General features: G+C 46.3%; 10 protein-coding genes. All 10 read right to left on the bottom strand.

Annotation, left to right across the window (positions count from 1 at the left end; genetic code table 11):
- Nucleotides 1-364: 364 nt before the first annotated feature.
- Complete coding sequence (locus G601_RS21895; protein WP_051205578.1) at nucleotides 365-2539, bottom strand: glycoside hydrolase family 3 protein; 2175 nt, start codon at nucleotides 2537-2539, stop codon at nucleotides 365-367.
- 9 nt (nucleotides 2540-2548) lie between these two features.
- Nucleotides 2549-4579 carry a beta-galactosidase gene (locus G601_RS0104460; protein ID WP_026664603.1) on the bottom strand — a complete coding sequence of 677 codons (2031 nt, stop codon included), beginning with the start codon at nucleotides 4577-4579 and terminating at the stop codon, nucleotides 2549-2551.
- 88 nt (nucleotides 4580-4667) lie between these two features.
- Nucleotides 4668-6350: a response regulator transcription factor gene (locus G601_RS0104455; protein WP_081673385.1), complete on the bottom strand. Its 1683-nt coding sequence runs from the start codon at nucleotides 6348-6350 to the stop codon at nucleotides 4668-4670.
- Nucleotides 6351-6476: 126 nt separating this feature from the next.
- A complete protein-coding gene (locus G601_RS0104450) occupies nucleotides 6477-8330 on the bottom strand; it encodes an extracellular solute-binding protein (RefSeq protein ID WP_026664601.1) in 1854 nt (617 codons plus the stop codon).
- Between the two features lie 35 nt (nucleotides 8331-8365).
- Entirely contained in the window at nucleotides 8366-9334 is a 969-nt protein-coding gene (locus G601_RS0104445; RefSeq protein ID WP_035785666.1) for a carbohydrate ABC transporter permease, read from the bottom strand.
- 22 nt (nucleotides 9335-9356) lie between these two features.
- On the bottom strand, nucleotides 9357-10793 hold the full coding sequence (locus G601_RS27180) for an ABC transporter permease subunit (protein ID WP_026491103.1): 1437 nt from the start codon (nucleotides 10791-10793) through the stop codon (nucleotides 9357-9359).
- Nucleotides 10794-10959: 166 nt separating this feature from the next.
- Nucleotides 10960-12126 (bottom strand): serine hydrolase domain-containing protein, encoded by a 1167-nt coding sequence (locus tag G601_RS0104435; protein ID WP_051205577.1) that lies wholly within the window; start codon nucleotides 12124-12126, stop codon nucleotides 10960-10962.
- Between the two features lie 20 nt (nucleotides 12127-12146).
- The gene (locus tag G601_RS0104430; protein ID WP_026664599.1) at nucleotides 12147-14006 is read right to left on the bottom strand and encodes a sensor histidine kinase; all 1860 of its coding nucleotides are present in this window, start codon (nucleotides 14004-14006) and stop codon (nucleotides 12147-12149) included.
- Complete coding sequence (locus G601_RS0104425; protein ID WP_026664598.1) at nucleotides 14003-15751, bottom strand: extracellular solute-binding protein; 1749 nt, start codon at nucleotides 15749-15751, stop codon at nucleotides 14003-14005. Before G601_RS0104425 ends, G601_RS0104430 begins: the two co-directional genes overlap by 4 nt.
- Nucleotides 15751-17787 (bottom strand): glycoside hydrolase family 31 protein, encoded by a 2037-nt coding sequence (locus G601_RS0104420; RefSeq protein WP_026664597.1) that lies wholly within the window; start codon nucleotides 17785-17787, stop codon nucleotides 15751-15753. The genes G601_RS0104425 and G601_RS0104420 overlap by 1 nt, the downstream gene beginning before the upstream one ends.
- Nucleotides 17788-18238: the final 451 nt, after the last annotated feature.

Here is an 18238-nt window from a genome sequence, read left to right as displayed (position 1 = left end):
TTTTATTGCTTTTTGGGGAGTGTTACACCGGTAGGATTGTTTTCCTCAATATCGGTTGCACACTCATACCAACTTTATTGACTCCACTACGCCTATGATCTAATTTGTTCGCGGGTTGACGTAACTCATTCCTGGACACTCTTCCCGCACATCAACCAATTTGCGCTTATCGTGCATCGCTGGTTGAACAGCCACCTTTGAAGCCCCTGAGAAGTTCATCCAATATGACCACACTAGCCTCTTCCGGTCCAACCGCGGGTAATTCCTACCGGTAGGAGTTACGTCTATACGCGAACTTGCTTTTATATCGGTTACCCTGCGGAAAATACGTCACTGTGACCGTTAAGTCTACTCTATCTCATCATTACTCTATCTCTATCAAATCCCTACTGTTAAATCCAACAGCATACTTGCCAACTCCAATCCTGTCTCGCACAGGAACCTCAAACTCTATCTCAGAGTTAGCACGGATGTAAACCTTCTCAAAGCCTACAAGCTCCAGATAGTCCTGATGCTCGTCGGGGAGGCGGTAAACCTGGATAATCTCAGCGCCGTCCACATCAGATTTGTTGGTAAGCTTACCCTTAGCGGTGTGTTTTGCATGATTAAAGGAAGGTGAGCTTATCTCAAAGTCTGAGTAAGTGATTCCATATCCGAAGGGGAACTGAACCGGAATGTTCTCCTTGTAAATATGTCTGTAGCCGATGTGGAAACCCTCGCGGTAATGAACCATTTCAGGGTCACCGAAGTCGCCAACGCTAAGAGCGGAGGAGTCTTCAGCCTTGCAGTAAAAGGTCTCCGGAAGATGTCCACAGGGATTGATGTCGCCAAGGATTACCTCAGCAAGGGCGTTTCCACCCTCCATGCCGTTGTAGTACATCCAGATAAGTGCCTTACACTTATCAAGCCATCTTGTCATATCCACGGCGCCGCCACCGATCATGGCAACAACTGTGTCAGGGCGCTTATCTAAAAGAGTCTCAAGAAGTTCATTCTGCTCATAAGGAAGATCGATGTTCTTTCTATCAATTCCCTCAGAATCAATATCGTGATTAAGACCACCTACAAATACAACGTAGTCATAGTCATCAACTGCTGCCAGAGCTTCCTTGCGCAGATGCTTCCTATATTCAGCGATATCCTTCCAAGTACCATCGCCACTACCATTCACCCCTGCACTACCGGCATTACCATTTCCACTAGCACCCTCGCATCCGCAAGTACCCTGATCTGCACCCTCACCATCAGCGGTCTTTCCACCGCCGTCCTCAAGGCTAAGTGCCTGCCAGTTTGTTCCGTTAGGAGCAACATTCTCAACAATTGTACTTGCATAACCGCGAAGGTAATCAACCTGAGCAGCACCGCCGATACGAGACTTAAGTCCCATGAGAGGTGATATCTCATAAAGAGCCTTGATTTCAGCACTTCCACCACCATTTGAATGAATTCTGTTGGCGTTTTCACCGATAACAAGAATCTTCTTTGTCTTGATATTGTAGCGTCCAATAGGAAGTGTGTTGTCCTCATTTTTCAGAAGTACAACACTTCCGCGGGCTATGTCGAGGCAATCCTGTCTTGCTGCGAAAGAATTGTAAGGAGCATCCTTTCTTATCATCACATCATCATCAAGCATGTTGAGACGAAGCATAAGAATAAGGATTCTCAGCACCTTCTTATCAATCAGCGCTTCATCCACCTCTCCGCTAAGGACCTTCTCCTTAAGCGGATTAGCAAGCTTATAGTCATCAAAATCATCTGTAACTGACATCTCACAATCGATATCAGCCTCTGCTGCCTTAACTGTGTCATGGACAGCGCCCCAGTCGGACACTACAAAACCCTCGTAGCCCCACTCTTTTCGTAGGATATCATTGAGCAGGTACTTACTCTGGCTGCAGTACTCACCGTTTAGCTTGTTATAGGCCACCATGATACTGTAAGGATTCGCATTATCAATTACATCCTTGAAAACCTGAAGATACAGGCCGCGCAGTACCTCATCATCAATCTCCTCATCCACTTCAAGTCTCTGGGTCTCCTGATGATTTAAAGCAAAGTGCTTAAGGCAGGCAGCCACATCCCAGCTCTGAACACCCTTTACATATTCAGTGGCGAGCTCAGAGGTCAGGAAAGGATCCTCACTAAAATACTCAAAATTTCTTCCACAGAGAGGTGATCTCTTCAGATTCATTCCGGGCGCAAGAATCACGTCCTTGCCGCGACCTCTTGCCTCTTCGCCGAGAACATTTCCCGTTCTGGAAGCAAGGTTGCGGTTCCATGTGGCTGCAACTGCGCTGTTACAGGGCAGATATGTCACATAGTCATCAGTGTTTCCTACAGGAATCCACTCCGAGGGATGAAACTCCGCACGAACTCCCATAGGTCCATCGGACATGGAAAGCGGCGGTATTCCCAGACGCGGAACGCCCTTAGTCTTGAAAAATTCATTACCGTGAATCATTCCGATCTTTTCATCAAGTGTCAGCGCTTCAAGTATTTCCTCTGCACGGTATTTAAGTGTTTGTATTGATCCTTCCATTTCTTATCCTCATTTCGGTCTTCTGATAATATGTACATCCTTCGGTGCAATTCTATGCATTCCGGATGCAAGCTCTATTCCGCTTATAAGCTCTGTACCATCCTCGTGAAGCTCGTAGATTCCTTCACTTTCGCCATGGTTCAGAACATACAGAATCTTTTCCTCGTCGTTCTCTCTGCTGGTGACCTCCACATCGCTTGATGTAAAGGTAAGCGGGTGAACACCGGCTTTTCCGAGAACATCTGATAAAAATACTGCCCTAAAATCCTCGTCAGACTCGGTCGCAACGTAGTAAGCTCTTCCGCCGCCAAGCTTTCTTGAAGTGATTACAGGCATTCCCTGATAGAAGTCCTCCAGGTATCCGTAGTCATCCAGCATCTTGGCACCCTCAAGGTGTACCAGATCGCACATCTTTCTTGCGAAGTACCTCTGTCCGTGATAGCTGAAGTGGTTGTGCTTTTCAGGAGGAAAAGCGTCCGTCTCCTCAACCCAGATGCCAAGAATATCGCGGAGCTTTCCGGGGTAACCGCCTGTTATAACAAGGTCACTTTCCTGAACATATCCGCTGAACACACCTGTCACGAAGCTTCCTCCGCCCTCGATGAAGGCTCTTATTCTCTGATCAAGATCGTCCTTTATCATGTAAAGAAGAGGCGCGATAACAACCTTATATTTTGTAAGGTCTGAGTCCTGAGAGATGATGTCCACGTTCACGTTGAGCTTACGAAGAGACTCGTAGTACTGGGTGATGGTCTCTCTGTAGTTCATTTCATTTGTGGGACCTGCTGAGAGCTCCGTTGCCCACCAGTTATCCCAGTCGAACATCACTGCAACCTCAGACTTTGTCTCCATTCCGATAGAGCATCTGCCAATCTCCCACAGCTCTTTTCCAAGCTCTGTGATTTCTCTGAAAACTCTGGTATTACCTGTGCCTACATGGTCAATCACTGCTCCGTGGTATTTTTCACAGGCACCGATACTCCTTCTCATCTGGAAAAAGAGCACGCTGTCAGCTCCGTGTGCCATGGCCTGATAGCTCCAAAGTCTCATGACGCCAGGTCTCTTAAGTGAGTTGTAGGGCTGCCAGTTAGTTACGCTGGGTGTCTGCTCCATAAGTGCGAAGGGTGCGCCGTCGCCAACACCTCTCATGAGATCGTGGCTCATTGCTATCCTTGCAGGCGAATCCGAAGGCTGCGGGTAGTTATCCCAGGACACGAAGTCCATCTCCTTAGCCCACCTGCGGTAGTCCAGAGGCTTGAAAAATGCCATGAGGTTCGTGGTGATATTTGCATCAGGTATCACCTTCCTTATCTCGTCTCTCTCAAGGCAATAGCAGGAGAGAATCGCATCGGAATTGAACCTTCTGTAGTCGATGGAGATACCCTGGAAATCCGTGTGGAGTCTTCCGCCCCATACGCTCTCCTCTGAGAGTGCATTGGGAAGTACTATCTCATCAAAATCGTAGAAGGTATGTCCCCAGAAGGATGTATTCCAGGCCTTATTAACCTCTTCGATTGTCTTATATCTGTCCTGAACCCACTCTCTGAAGGCCTTTTCACAGGACTCGCAGTAGCACTCGCCGCCAAACTCGTTGGAAATGTGCCATGCTATTATGTTCTTCTGATTTTTATACTGAGCAGCAAGTCTTGAAGCAAGTCTTCCTGCGTACATGCGGTATGTGGGACTTGTGGGACATGAGTTGTGGCGTCCGCCAAATTTTCTCTTTCTGCCCTCAAAATCCGTTCTCAAAATATCCGGGTGACGCTTAGCCATCCATGCAGGATGAGCACCTGTTGATGTCGCCATGATTATATTCATGCCATTGTCAGTGACCAGCTTAACGATCTTATCAAGTCTCTCAAAATCGTACTCATCCTCAGAAGGCTGAAGCGATGCCCATGAAAAGACGTTCAGCGTAACGGTGTCGATCCCCGCCTGCTTGAACAGCTTCATGTCCTCCTCCCATATCTCCTCCGGCCACTGCTCCGGATTGTAGTCTCCCCCATAGGGAACTTTTTTCAAATTTTCATTCCAGCTCATTTCGCCTCCTTTTTCCCCTCATTCGTCAGCTTAGCTGACACCTTCCCCCAGTGGGGGAAGGCTTTAATGATGTTTTTTTATATTGTCTTTAATTTGTCTCTTTTTTCTGTCTGCGGAACTCCGCAGGTGTCATTCCGGCATGCTTTCTGAACTTTTTGCCAAAGTAGTCCACATCGTTATAGCCCACTAGCTGTGCCACCTCGTACACCTTGTACTTCCCTTCTGCCAGGAACTCCTTGGCCTTGGCGATTCGGCACTCATTCAGGTAGTAGTTGTAGCCTGTGCCAGTGGTCCTTGTGAAAAGTCTCCCCAGATATCCGCTGTTATAGCCAAACCTCGAAGCCAGATCTTCAAGTGTAAGCGGCTGCGCATAGTTTCTGTCCGTATAGGATATGATGTCGTCTATAATGTTCTCAGAACCCGCGTGTTCATGGAGTTTCCCCAGCGCCTTCTCCAGCGTCTCCACCATATACTGCATGATCTCATATAGGTAAAAACGTCCCTCTATGAACTCAATTATTCCCGCATGTGTATCAAAAATATCAGCGAGCATCGGGTACTGCTTTGACAGTCTGTCCTTAATTCCAAGAAGAATCTCCGTCACATAAAGGCACGCATCGGAGTTACCTGAAATGTTATCCTTTATGTAGTCGTAGAGCTCCTCCGTGGAGTTGATCATGGCTGTTCTGTTTCCTGCTATTATCGCATCCATGATCTTGTCTGTTATGCGTCTCTGCTCTTCCTTAAGCGCTGCTTTAGCTGCTGCTAAATTATCTTCTTCAGTGCTCTTTTCAGAGTCCAAATGGCTTGTCCCATTCTTATCTCTGCACTGATTATTTACGAAGCTCTCATTCTCCGCTCTCACGAAGTGCTCCGCCTCATCACAGAAAAATCTTCTGTCCGCAAGGCTCTTGGCAGATTCGTAAGAATCCTCTATTTTAACCGGTGAATCCACAGCCTTTCCGATAGCTATGAAAATATTATCGAGGGGGCTGTCCGTTTCAATCGGCGATTTTTCATAATGTAATATAAAGTCCTCAAAGCGCGAAACCGCTGCCTTCCCCTTAAGAAGAATGCAATCGTATCCGCTGACATTAAGAAGCTCAAAGCTGTTTTCATCAAGAAATGTGGGTAAGAGATCCGGCAGCTTGTAATCGCCGGAGGTCTCATGGATCACCACCTGATACAAAGGAGAAAGGAGCTTCATGGATTCGAGCTCTTCCCTTCTGTCCTCAGTCAGTGTGACATTCTCAGCTTCGTCCTTTTCAAAATATGTGCCTAGAAGGAGCTCGCTTGTAACAACGCTCTTGGCCTTATTTCTTATCTGACCGGAGCGTCTTCCTTCCTTGGCATTTTTATCGATCTCGTCTTTTATCTTTTTTACTGTATCGTAAAGCTCATCCTCGTCGATGGGCTTGGTGATATAGTTGGTTACTCTGTTTCTGATGGCGTCCTGGGCATAGGAAAAGTCGGAATACCCCGACAATATGATGAAGTATCCCTCGTAGCCTTCGGCCCTCGCCTTTTTTATTACATCTATTCCATGGACCTTAGGCATCTGCATATCCATGACAACAAGTGAAGGGTTGAGCTTTTTTATAGAAGAAAGAGCTTCCTCTCCGTTAGAGGCCGTTCCGGCGATCTCGAATCCAAGCTCATCCCAGTCTATTATCAGCTTAATTCCTTCTCTGATATTTTCTTCGTCGTCCGCAATAAGTACGGTCTGCATGCAGAGCTCCTTCCAATTAGTTTCCAGTCTGCTAATTATCATTCTATCATACCGTTTGTCATTTAATCGTTAAATTTCAATTAAAAGACTTTAGAAAAAGCTGCGACCATTAAGCCGCAGCTTTTTCAACAACTAAACACCCAAAATTAGGAGGTGGGTTACAAAAAATTATTCTGCAAGTGCTGCCTTCTCAGCGTCTGCGCGAAGCTTAGCCTCGTTCTCCTGGAACTCAACGCACTCTGCATAGCCGTACTCGTCAGCCTGCTGGATCATGTCTGCAACGATCTTGTCGAACTCTTCATCAGACTCAGCATAGATAGCCTTCCAAGAGTTGTCCTTTACGCAGGTAGCAACCTGATCCCAAACAACCTGGAGCTCGTCAGAACGAACGCCGCCAGTGTACATTGTGCCGGGTGCAAGGATGTAATCCTGCTTATCAAGGTAAAGGTCAGGTGTGTTAGCGCCTGCGAAGTCTCTCCAATCCTTCTCGATGTCAGAACCAGCCTCGTTTGAGAAGCTTGCCCAGTTACGATAGTTGAAGGTTTCACCGTTGCTGTCAGGGTTAGGAGCGTCAAGTGCCCATGTTGTATTGTTTATCTTGAAGGAACCGTCATCATAAGTACCTTCGTAGCCGTTGCCTATCTCTGTTGAGATGTCTGTCTTGCATGCAAGACCTGTCTCTGTGAAGCATGTGTTGCCGTTTTCATCGTAGTACCAGCAAACGTCCTTAGGACCATACTCAGCGATCATACGTCCCTCGGGAGTTGCAAGCCAGTTGATGATAGCCATGCAAAGCTCAGGATACTCTGTGTTTGCACCGATTGACCAGATTCTGTTACCACCATAGATGTTAAGACCATATCTGATAGGCTTAGCCTCTGCAGGCTTTACAGGGAACATACCCTTGCCTGCTGCCAGGTGATCAGGTGTGTTGTAAAGAGCGGAACCCATGAAGTTAAATACGTTTAAGAAAGCTGTTCCGTTCTGATAATCTTCCTGCATACCGTTGAAGCCCTGTGTCTGTGAATCGGGATCAAGAAGGCCCTTCTGGTAAAGTGTGTTGTAGAACTTAAGTGCTGTAAGGTAAGGACCGTTCTCCTCAAGTACAGGATGATATGTCTGTGTTGAAGGATCATAGAGTCCAAGACCGAACTCATCATATCCGTAGTAAGCTGTTGCTGTAGACTTAACGAACATTACCATGTCGCCGTCCCAGTCATTGAAAAGTGATACGCCGTAGGTCGGATTGCCGTTATCATCTGTAGGGCAAGCTTCCTTCATCTGTGCAAGAACATCTACAAGTCCGTCGAGGTCCTTGATTTCAGGAGAACCGATCTCCTTGTAAAGATCATATCTAAGATCCCATGTGTACATGAATGAGCCGGGATCTTCTGCAGATCTTGTAACATCATGACCGATACCATAGAGCTTACCGTCTGATGAAATTCCTTTATTTTTCTCAAGAGCAGGTCCCATGTTTGCCTGGATGTAAGGGCCATAATCCTTTACAAGATCATCCTCTTCCCAATCGAAGAGCATTCCCTTATCTACTGCCTGCTGATACTGGTCACCGTCATTTCCCCAGATCACAAGGTCACCGAGGTTACCGGACTCCATACGTGTGTCATAGACACCGTCATTCTCAGGGATGATGTTGAGCTTAACATTGAACTTCTCAAGCATAACCTGGCCAAACCAGCCTGTCTGCTCGCCTGAGTAGTTAGCAAGCTGATCGTAAACATCAAGAGTTACTGTCTCTGAAGGGATGATGTCTGATAAATCTCCCTCGAGCTCTCCTGAAGTTTCTGCTGCATCTGCAGCATCACCTGCGTCCTCTGCAGTGTCTGCGCTGTCAGCAGCTTCCTCTGAAGTCTCTTCTGCGCTGTCCTCTGCATCGTCTGCGTCATCTGCAGTATCTGTGTCTGTACCTGTTGTAGTTCCTGCAGGGTTGCTTGTTCCACAGGCAGCTAATGAAAATGCCATTGTGGAAGCCAGTAAAATTGATAATACCTTCTTTTTCATTTCTTCCTCCTTTATGAAATACCCATACGGGTGGGTTAACCTTTAACCGCTCCAATCATTATTCCCTTCTCGAAGTAGCGTTGCATGAAGGGATATACGAGCAGGATCGGGATGATGGTTACCATTGCAATTGTGTACTTGATAACCTTTCCGTTCAGCGCTGAGTCAAGTACGCTCTTGCTGATTCCGGATGTACTGCCGGCGCTCATGAGTGCTGACAGGTTACTTGTTGTATTAAGGTAGATGTACAGTCTGTGCTGCAGTGTGTAGAGCTTGGGCGCTGACTGCATCAGGATAAGTGAATCCTGGAATGAGTTCCAGTGACCTACCGCACCGAAGATTGCAATTGTTGCAAGGATCGGCTTTGAAAGCGGAAGGATTATTGTCCAGAAAATCTTAAGGTGTGAAGCTCCATCGAGGGATGCACTCTCCTCAAGCTCTCCGGGAATCGCTGACTCAATGTAGGTCTTAACCAGGATGATGTTATAGGGAGCAACGATTGCGGGAATAATGTAAGCCCAGAAGGAATTGGTCAGTCCCAGCATTGCCATGTTCAGATACCACGGGATGATTCCTGCATTGAAGTACATTGTGATAACAAGGAATCTGTACCAGAAGCTTCTTCCCCACATCTCCTTTTTTGTAACAAGATAGCCCACGAAGGCTGACGCAAGAACCATGAACATTGTTCCGAAAATAGTTCTCGCAAGTGTTACTCCGAATGCTCCGAAGAGGTCGTTAACCTGAAGAAGTCTTATATAGTTTTCAAAGTGTATCCCTCTCGGAACGAAGTTTATAAGTCCTTTTCTTACCAGCTCATTGTCACTTATCGTGTTAATGAAAAGGTAGTAAAACGGGAAAATACAAATGATCGTAAAGATCGCAAATACCGTGTAGTTAATGATATTGAAAATGATGTCTCCCGGTGTTTTCTTCATCATTTTGCTGCGCTTTTTTTCATACTCTCTCTCGGCCTTGGCCTCAAGTCTAGCTGCACTTGCCATGCTACTCATTTTTTCACTCCTCTTATACGATGGTCTCGCCGCGAAGCACCTTACTAATGGTGTTTGCAACATACAACAGTGTTACGCTTATCACAGATTTAAGCATTCCCACTACGGTTGAAAGCGGGATAGCACCTTTTACGATACCCATCTTATAAACGTAAAGGTCGAGAACCATGATCTGTGTTGTATTTGATGAATTTTCAAAAACCAGGTACTGATCCATTCCGTTTGACAGGATACCTGCCACAGCCATCAGGAGCAGAACATAGAAGGTAGGCATAAGTCCGGGAACAGTTACGTGCCACATCTTCTGGAAACGTCCTGCACCGTCAACTGTTGCCGCTTCGTAAAGCTGCTGGTCAATACCTGAGATGCCGGCGATGTAAATGATTGCGCTCCAGCCAAGTCCCTTCCAAAGTCCCCAGAGAAGCATCTTCAGCCATGTGTTAGAACCACTCATAAGGAAGTTCTTACCTTCGGTCCAAATGCCGAGATTGATCATCATTGAGCTTATGAATCCGTCTGTTGAGAAGATACAGAAGGCAATCGCGAACACAAGAACCCAGCTTATGAAATTGGGGATTGTTGTGAAGGTCTGTACGAATCTTCTGAATCTGCTGTTTTTAATTTCTGATAAAAAGATCGCAAAGGCCATCGGAAGCCAGCTTGTTGCGATACCGAGTCCGCTCATTGCAAGGGTGTTTTTCATAACATTTACGATGTCCCTTGTTGTGGACTTATTTCTGACAAGCTGCGCGAACCACTTGAAGGCCACGAAGTTGTCCATGCTCAGCGTATCTCCGGATTTGTAATCGAAGAATGCGTATCTCCAGCCAAAGAGAGGCAGGTAGCAGAACACGAAGGTCAGAACTATGAAGGGAAGGAACATAAGGAACAATTTGAACCTTGTTTCCATCTCGAACTTTTCACTCTTCTCAGGTCTTCCTACAAGGAAGAGGACCGCGATGGAAATAACCACCATGAGAACCAGAAGCACCAGCATTATGTAGAAGAAGTTCTGGAACATGGGCTCAACCTTTGAGGGCTTTGTGGTTGCAGCTATCTGAAAATATGCTGACCATATGCCTCCCATTGAGCAGGCTGAGATCACTGCTCCTACAGTGCTTATGAGGTTTCCTGCAAACTTGCATTTCCTGTTTCCAAGAGAAAGGCACGCACCTACCGCACAAGCGATAATTCCGATACAGATTGCAAGACTGGAAAGATTAAGGAGTCTCATTGTGGACTCTAAAACCCAGCCCTTTCTAAATGCTCTTCCGAAATTGGATATTAAATTTCCATAGGAAAATCCGGTTGTAAGAAGCGATGTGCTTCTATTGATAAGACCACTTACTCTCGCAACATTAAGTCCCGGAAAGAACAGAATCACGAGAAGTGCTACAGAAATAATACGATAGGGATAGTAGGCGATTTGTGCCGCTTTTTCCTTTTTCACTTTTTTATCCTCCCATACATTTCACAGGTGTATCCCATGAAAAAAACACTCGTAGGTTGCCGTTTCCTCGGCAGTATTTCCTACGAGTGTAATTTTAGAAGAATATGTATTTTTCAAGTACCCAAATATTTTTACATAAAATACTGTAATTTTTGTACCTGGGTTATCAGGAGAAAATAATGTTCCTGAACTTACGGGTAGCGGGGCCTGTACCGTAGTCTACGCGCTGGGTCAGCATAAGTATTGTAGTTTTGGACTCGGGATCGTTTGCAAAGTAAGGTCCGAGCCATCCATCCCAGCCGTACTCTCCCATGCCTGCCATGATGCCTGCGCGGTCAGGATTCTTCATGATACGCATAAGGTTACCATAGGAAAATCCTCCGAGTGTGGACCAGCCGTAGAGGTCATTCTGCTGAGCATCTGTGAGCTGAGGGCTTGTCATGAAGCGAACACATCTCTTTGTGAGGATCTCTTTTCCTTCGAAGGTTCCGTCGTTCATGAGCATTCTTGCAAAGTTAGCGTAGTCATCGATTGTTGAGAAAAGTCCTGCTCCGCCTGACTCGAAGGCGTTCTTTTTGCCATCGTCGCGGATTCCAAGGTTATTGCCGCTGTAGGGAACGGGCTCCGGATCGTAGCAGTTATAAGCCATAGCGTATCTGTCCTGCTTTTCATCAGGCACATAGAAGGCTGTGTCCTTCATATTTAAAGGCTTAAAAAGTCTCTCCTCCATGAATTCACCAAGCTTCATTCCGGATGCCTTCTCAATTACAGCTCCGAGAATGTCAGCGCTTGTGCCGTATCTGAAGTGCTCACCGGGCTGAAAAGCAAGCGGAACCTTGCCGAGACGCTCAGCAAATTCCATGGTGCTCATCATGTTGTCAGTGCTGAATCTGTCTATCATTTCGTTATAGATATTGCCTGTCTCGATCTCAGAGATTGTATCTGTGAAGGGATACACAAGTCCTGAAGTCATGTCCAGAAGGTCCTTGATGAACATGGGGCGATCAAATCTTACAGGTCTTCTTACTCCTGCTTCGACTATCTCCTGATTATTGAAGCTGTCGATGTACTTTCCAACGGGCTCGTAGAGATCGATGATTCCGTCCTGGAAAAGAAGCATTGCTGCAGCTGCTGTGATGGGCTTACTCTGTGAGTAAAGTCTCACGATGGTGTCACGCTTAAAGGGCTTTTTCTCCTCGCGGTTAGCAAAGCCAGCCTCAGCGTAGAGCTCCTCTTTTCCATCCTTAAGAACAAGGAAATTAACTCCCGCCAACTCATTTTCTTCAATCATTCTGTTCATGCAGTCCTGAAGTAATTGTTTTTTGTCACGCATTTTCTTTCTCCTCTTATTTTTTATTCCTTCGTACTCTCCGGGAGGCGCAGCTCAACGCTGGTACCCTTGCCTTCCCTGGAGCGTATTGTCAGTCCGTATTGCTTACCGTAGTGGAGCTTTATCCTCTGATGTATGTTATAAAGTCCTATGCTGGCAGCTCCCTTTCCATCAGTATCTGTTCGCTTCTCATCAAGAGACTTATTAAGGGCTATGACTTCTTCCTCGTTCATTCCCTTACCATCGTCATTGATGGTGATAATAAGACAGCCCTCATTTTCCTTATTTTTGCTCTCGTACTCTGCGACGATGCTGATGTGGCCATTTTTATCCATATCCTTAAGGCCATGGCTTATGGCATTCTCAACTATGGGCTGTATCAAAAGCGGCAGAATCTCATATTCATCAGGCTTAACGTCATCTGATATGTAGAAATTCCAGGCAACCTTCTCACCAAAGCGGAGCCTTTGTATCTGAAGGTAGCTCTCTACGTGCTTAAGCTCATCCGAGAGCTTGGAGGTGCTGGTTCCCGTACTCTCAAGAACATAGTGCATAATTTTCGCAAGATATTTTACAGAGGTTGCTACGTCTCTGTCGCCTCCGCGGATTGCCTGCATGCGGATGGCCTCTAAGGTGTTATATAGAAAGTGAGGATTTATCTGTCCCGATAGCATCTTGAATTCCATGTTCTGCTGCATGTTTACAAGTTCCTGCTCATGGATCTTGGCCTCGTAGTATTTCGCTTCGTTCTCTCTTATCTGCTCGGTTGTGAGCTTTAGGTCATTGAAGGTGTCGGAGAGCTCATCGTCTCCGCTGATGCTTTCAATTATGTCGTAGTCACCTGTGCTGGCGCGGTGCATGGCTTCTCTCAGTGTATAGACTCTGTGGGTGAAGTACCTTGAATAAAGCACGATCGCCGTCACAGGTCCAAGTATTGCTATGAAAAGCACCAGCAAAAATCCCATGAGGATTTCCCTTACCGCTTTGTGAGCGCTGTAGTCACCCACAAGTACGTAGAATCTTTTATCAACCTTGTAGGGTACAAAGCTGGAAACGTAGGTCAGAGCCAGTTTTCCATCCAGCATGATATCCCCGAGATAATTGTAGTTAGATGTGTTTTCGGAGAATATCTCCGGCATCTCCTTTTCCCTGTCATCATACTCAGATGAGAAAAATGCAGGTAAATCCTCGAGACATGCCAGCATGTAATTATCAGTTGTTATAAGTCTGTTCCTGAGGTAGTTGGTGCTTACGGTTGCAACAACGTAGGCTCTGTTCTTCGAAGCTCCTGTATTGAAGCGCCTTACAAGTGTAAGCTCATAGGCTGCCTCGTACTCGTTCAGCGGCACATGTATGCAGGTGTAGGACTCCCAGGCATCAGGATCTATTCCTCTGTACCACTCGAATCTTGAAAAAGGATCATCCGCGGGACCGCTTCCTGCTGCCATCCCTGCCGCATCTCCCGACTCCTCTATTCCTGTTGTGCCGACGTTAATTATGTAGTTCCCCGTAGGAATCCCGGGATTATTGGTATATACATTTATAGATGAGATGGAGGCGGTGGATCTTTTCGTCGAAGTGATGGTGCGGTTTACCTCGTTGTACTGCCTCTCCTCTGTTTCACCGAAGGTATCCGATGAGAACATGTCTCTATATGCCTGCACGGACACCACTGGCTCAAGGTTCGTGTAAAGACTCGAAGTCACATCAAACAGGATTGATTTAACTCGTGTGTTCTCAGCCTTTACCTGCTCCTCATATCTGCCGTTCATCTGCCTTACCAGAATCGCTGCGGCGATGATACCGATTATTCCTATTGGTATTATCAGGGTCAGGAGCAGAATCCTGTACATCTGCTTTCCAACCCTTCCCTGGCGCCTCATTGTGACACCTCCGCCGCATTTTTCAAAAGCTCGTATCTGTCCTGAGCGTAGCGGACGTTGATCTTTATAACCTCATCAAATCCCAGTCGCACCAGAGTACTAAGCATGGTATCCTGAAGACTGTCAAATTCATCCTCGTCCCTTGCAAATACCATTTTCCACGAATAATCTACCAGTGTCTGTCTGCACTGCAGCTCCACGGTTTTGATGTAATCCGGATAGTCCTCTGCTGCCCACTCGGTTCCGGGGATTACAGAGATAAGGTTTTGTTTTTCAAAATATTGTATCGGTGTGAGGTCTGTCTTATAGTGCTTCTGCCAGTCCTCCGTGATGCTGACTGTGGTCTTCTCCTTGTAGTCATCCCAGTTCTGGTAGCAAAAATCTATGTCGTTCTTGTCAGCATTCTTAAGATCAACGGGCTTGAAGTTAAGGCCTGATACGCCCGCCTTCCAGGTTCCGCCGCCAAATTCCTCTGGAACATCCAGCGCCTCAGTCATGTTTATGAAAGCATCCACTCCGAAGTCTGTGAGCTTTGGTCCGTTTTCTGTGTTAACCCAGGTGAGGTTTTCAGGACCTCTGAAGTCACCTGTAGGAGATCCACAGCACTCGATTCCTTCATCAGAATATAGCCAGTCGATGAAGTCCACCATTCTCTGGGGATCCTTGGTATTGCCGCCGACCATTATTGAAAAGCTCTGTTTTCCATTTGGATCATTACCCCAGCAGATGTAGCTTGCATCATCCATTTTTACTGATGCGAAGCCCTTGCCAAGAGCCAAATGCTCATCGGAGTTGTAAAGTGATTCTCCCATCCAGGGCCAGAAGGAATAGAGCACCGCGCCATCCTTCATCTTTGATGCGACGGTCTCGTAGTTCTGCACCTGGGATTCCGGATCTACCAGGCCCATCTGGTTTGCTTCGAATAAAAAGTGAAGCACCTTAAGGTAAAGGGAATTGGGATTGGCAACGGATTGTATATCACCGTTCTCGGGATTTAGCATGACAAATCCCTGAATGTCATATCCATATAGTGACGTCAGGGCACCTGCGTTCTGCATGGCTCCGCCGTCCCAGTCTCCGAATAAGCTGAAGGCATAGACGTCTTTTCCCGAATCACTTTTTCCTGCCATGTTCTGCATGGTCTTAAGAATTGGTAAAAGGTCCTCTAAGGTAGTGATCTCAGGATAGCCTGCCTTTTTATATAAATCCCATCTGAGTGTCGGAGCGTTAGTGGGCTCGATGATCTCAGAGGGCTCAGTTGACGGAAAGTCTGATATCTCGCTTGGAACCGCCCAGCTTCCCTCCGCGTCCGCAAAGGCGGAAGTTAATGTGATCTGTTCCTCATATTGTTTCAGGTTCTCGCAGTTATCAAGGTAGGGCGAGAGATCTAATACCAGACCCTCGCGTACAAGCTCTGAAAGCCTTCCGTTATCTACATTTGTGATTATAATGTCCCCCAGCTTTCCTGATGCACGCATGGTTTCATAGGTCGCATCAGAGCTAAGGTCTGTGTTGGAGGAGATGATATTTAGCTGCATATTGAATTTGTCGCGAACCTTTTTCGCAAACCATCCGCGCTGCAGTCCCTGGGTATTGGCCTGGGTATCGTAGATGTCGATAGTCAGGAATTCAGGGTATTTTCTCTCCCCCTCCGTGCGATTGTCTGCACGAAAAGGAAGTCTGCACCCTGACAGGATGCAGACTGTTAATAGTAATGAAATTGTGCGATGAAATTTTTTCTTCATTAAACTCTCTTAAATACCGGAATTGACTCGATGGGTGCCTTGGCAGTTATTGTCTGGCCACCCTCGTAGGTCTTGCCGTCTCTTATATCTTCCCACTTTCCGGCAGGGAGGTAAACCTCTCTCTCGAACTGGTTGAGCTCAAGGATAGGTGCTACGAGATACTTATCACCGAACATGTACTCATCATAGGTTTCCCAGCACTTTTTGTCCTCAGGGAATTCGTAGAAAAGTGTTCTGATGATAGGTGCTCCGTTTTCGCTTGTCTCCTTGTAAAGAGTCTTGATGTAGGGCTTAAGCTCATGACGAAGATCAAGCTGATCCTTCATGATCTTGAAGTTATCCTCACCGTAGCTCCAAAGCTCGTTGTCCTGACCGGTGTGGAGATATCCGCCTCCAAAGTTTCTGTCATCAAGCGCAGGAATATTGTAGGGTCCGCGGTCTCCGTGGATTCTGAGGATGGGTGAAAATACCGCAAACTCATACCATCTGATAAGGAGCTGTCTGAAATCAGGATCGTTTACATCATCAGTCATGAAGCCGCCGATGTCTGTTGTCCACCATGAAATTCCTGCAAGTCCCATGTTAAGACCTGCTGCCAGCTGATCGCGAAGTGCCTCGAAGGTACTGGGAACATCACCTGACCAGACAACATTGCCGTACTTCTGGCTTCCTGCCCAGGCTGAGCGAAGAAGGCTGACTACGGGCTTTTCCTGAAGCTTAGTCATCTTGTCATAAAATACTCTGCTGTAGTACTGAGGATAGATGTTGCTCACTTCAAGTGCGGGTCCCATGTAATAGCGCATTGAATCAAAGTCATATTTTACTAGATCAGGCTCTGAATTATCAAGCCAGAACATATCTATGCCAAGGTCATAGTAATTCTTTTTGCAAACTTCCCAGACATAATCTCTCGCCTCGGGGTTAGTAGCATCGAATACTGTGCAGTCACCCTCGAAGTCATAGTTCTGAAGTCCGCCTCTCTCATTTTTCATAAGAAGGCCGCGCTCAAGCATGTCATAGAAGTGCTCACTTCTCTTATCAACTGTAGGCCATACGGATACCACAACCTTGATGCCCATGCTGTGAAGCTCATCAACCATTGCCTTGGGATCAGGCCAGTAGGTCTTGTCGAACTTCCAATCGCCCTGAACTGTCCAGTGGAAGAAGTCGATTACGATGCAGTCGATCGGAACGCCGTGCTCCTTACAGTCGTGAGCAACCTTGAGAACCTCCTCCTGTGTGCGGTAGCGAAGCTTGCACTGCCAGAGGCCAAGAAGGTCATCAGGCATCTCAGGTGAACGTCCTGTTTCCTCAGTGTAATTCTCAACTATTTCCTTTGGTGTGTCAGCTACTGTGATCCAGTAATCAAGCTCCTTGGTAGCCTCTGCCACCCACTCAGTGTAGTTGTTACCGAAGGTTACGCGTCCAACTGCCGGATTGTTCCAGAGGAATCCGTAGCCAAGACTTGATACTGCAAAGGGAATTGATACCTGTGAATTTCTCTGCTCAAGATCAAGTATACATCCCTTTAAGTCTGTGTATGCATGCTGATACTGGCCCATTCCAAAGATCTTCTCGCCGTCGTTACTCTCAAATTTCTGAGTGATGCGGTAGTCTCCTCCCACATGAGGCTTGTAATCTCTGTTTACATATTTAAGGCATCTTGATTCCTTTGACTCTGTTCCGCCGTAGCATCTGAAGTACTCTCTGAGGAACATCACGTCATCCTTATAAAAAGTGATGACTCCCGCAAAGTTCACGGTTGCCTTTACTCTTCCGTTTTTAATTTCAGCAAAGGGGCCATCCTCCCTTGCCGTTATTGATATTACTGAATTTGCTGCAGTTGCATGATCCTTGGAATTGTTCTTTTTACCGGGATCGTCCGCTGCATTATTTGTAAGTGCCCAGTTTCTTCCTGTAAATTCAGGATACATTGTTGTGCGTATTCTCAGGGCATTCTTTCCCCAGGCTTCGATTCTAAGTGTCTCGCCCTGCCTTTTTGCTACAAGTGCCCCATTTTCGTTGGTGAATTTCATACCTAAATCCTCTCTATCAGGTTTTATCAGATGTATTGTCTTTGGTTTATTATTGTTTCTTGCTAAGCTACTGCATACAAGCTTCTGTTACTATTTTCTTCTATGTTTTTCTCTTCTGCATTTATAGCACTTATTCTTGCTGTGTTTTATATTTTGTGGGCAATCCACTAATTTTGTAACCGTAATAATTATACTTATTAACCCTTATTTTCTGTACATTAGATGTGTTGGGTTCTGGTTTGGGCGGTTGCCGCTTTTTACGGAACTTTTGTTCAGTCTATGCTTTTGGATTTTTGTATTCAGACTGCATTTTTTATCCCTGTAGTATCTGCGTTACGCCGGTCTTGCAAATTATGTGCCTTCCGGTCCATCTCTTTTTTGCAAATGTTATCGTTATTCCGTTTGCGTGCAACCTATTCTTCTAAAACAATTCATGCCGGCGTAATTTTTC

Origin of the sequence: Butyrivibrio sp. FC2001 (assembly GCF_000424125.1) — a bacterium.
GTDB lineage: Bacteria > Bacillota > Clostridia > Lachnospirales > Lachnospiraceae > Butyrivibrio.
The sequence above is the reverse complement of the archived record's forward strand: the minus strand, read 5'-3'. Positions and strand labels throughout refer to the sequence as shown.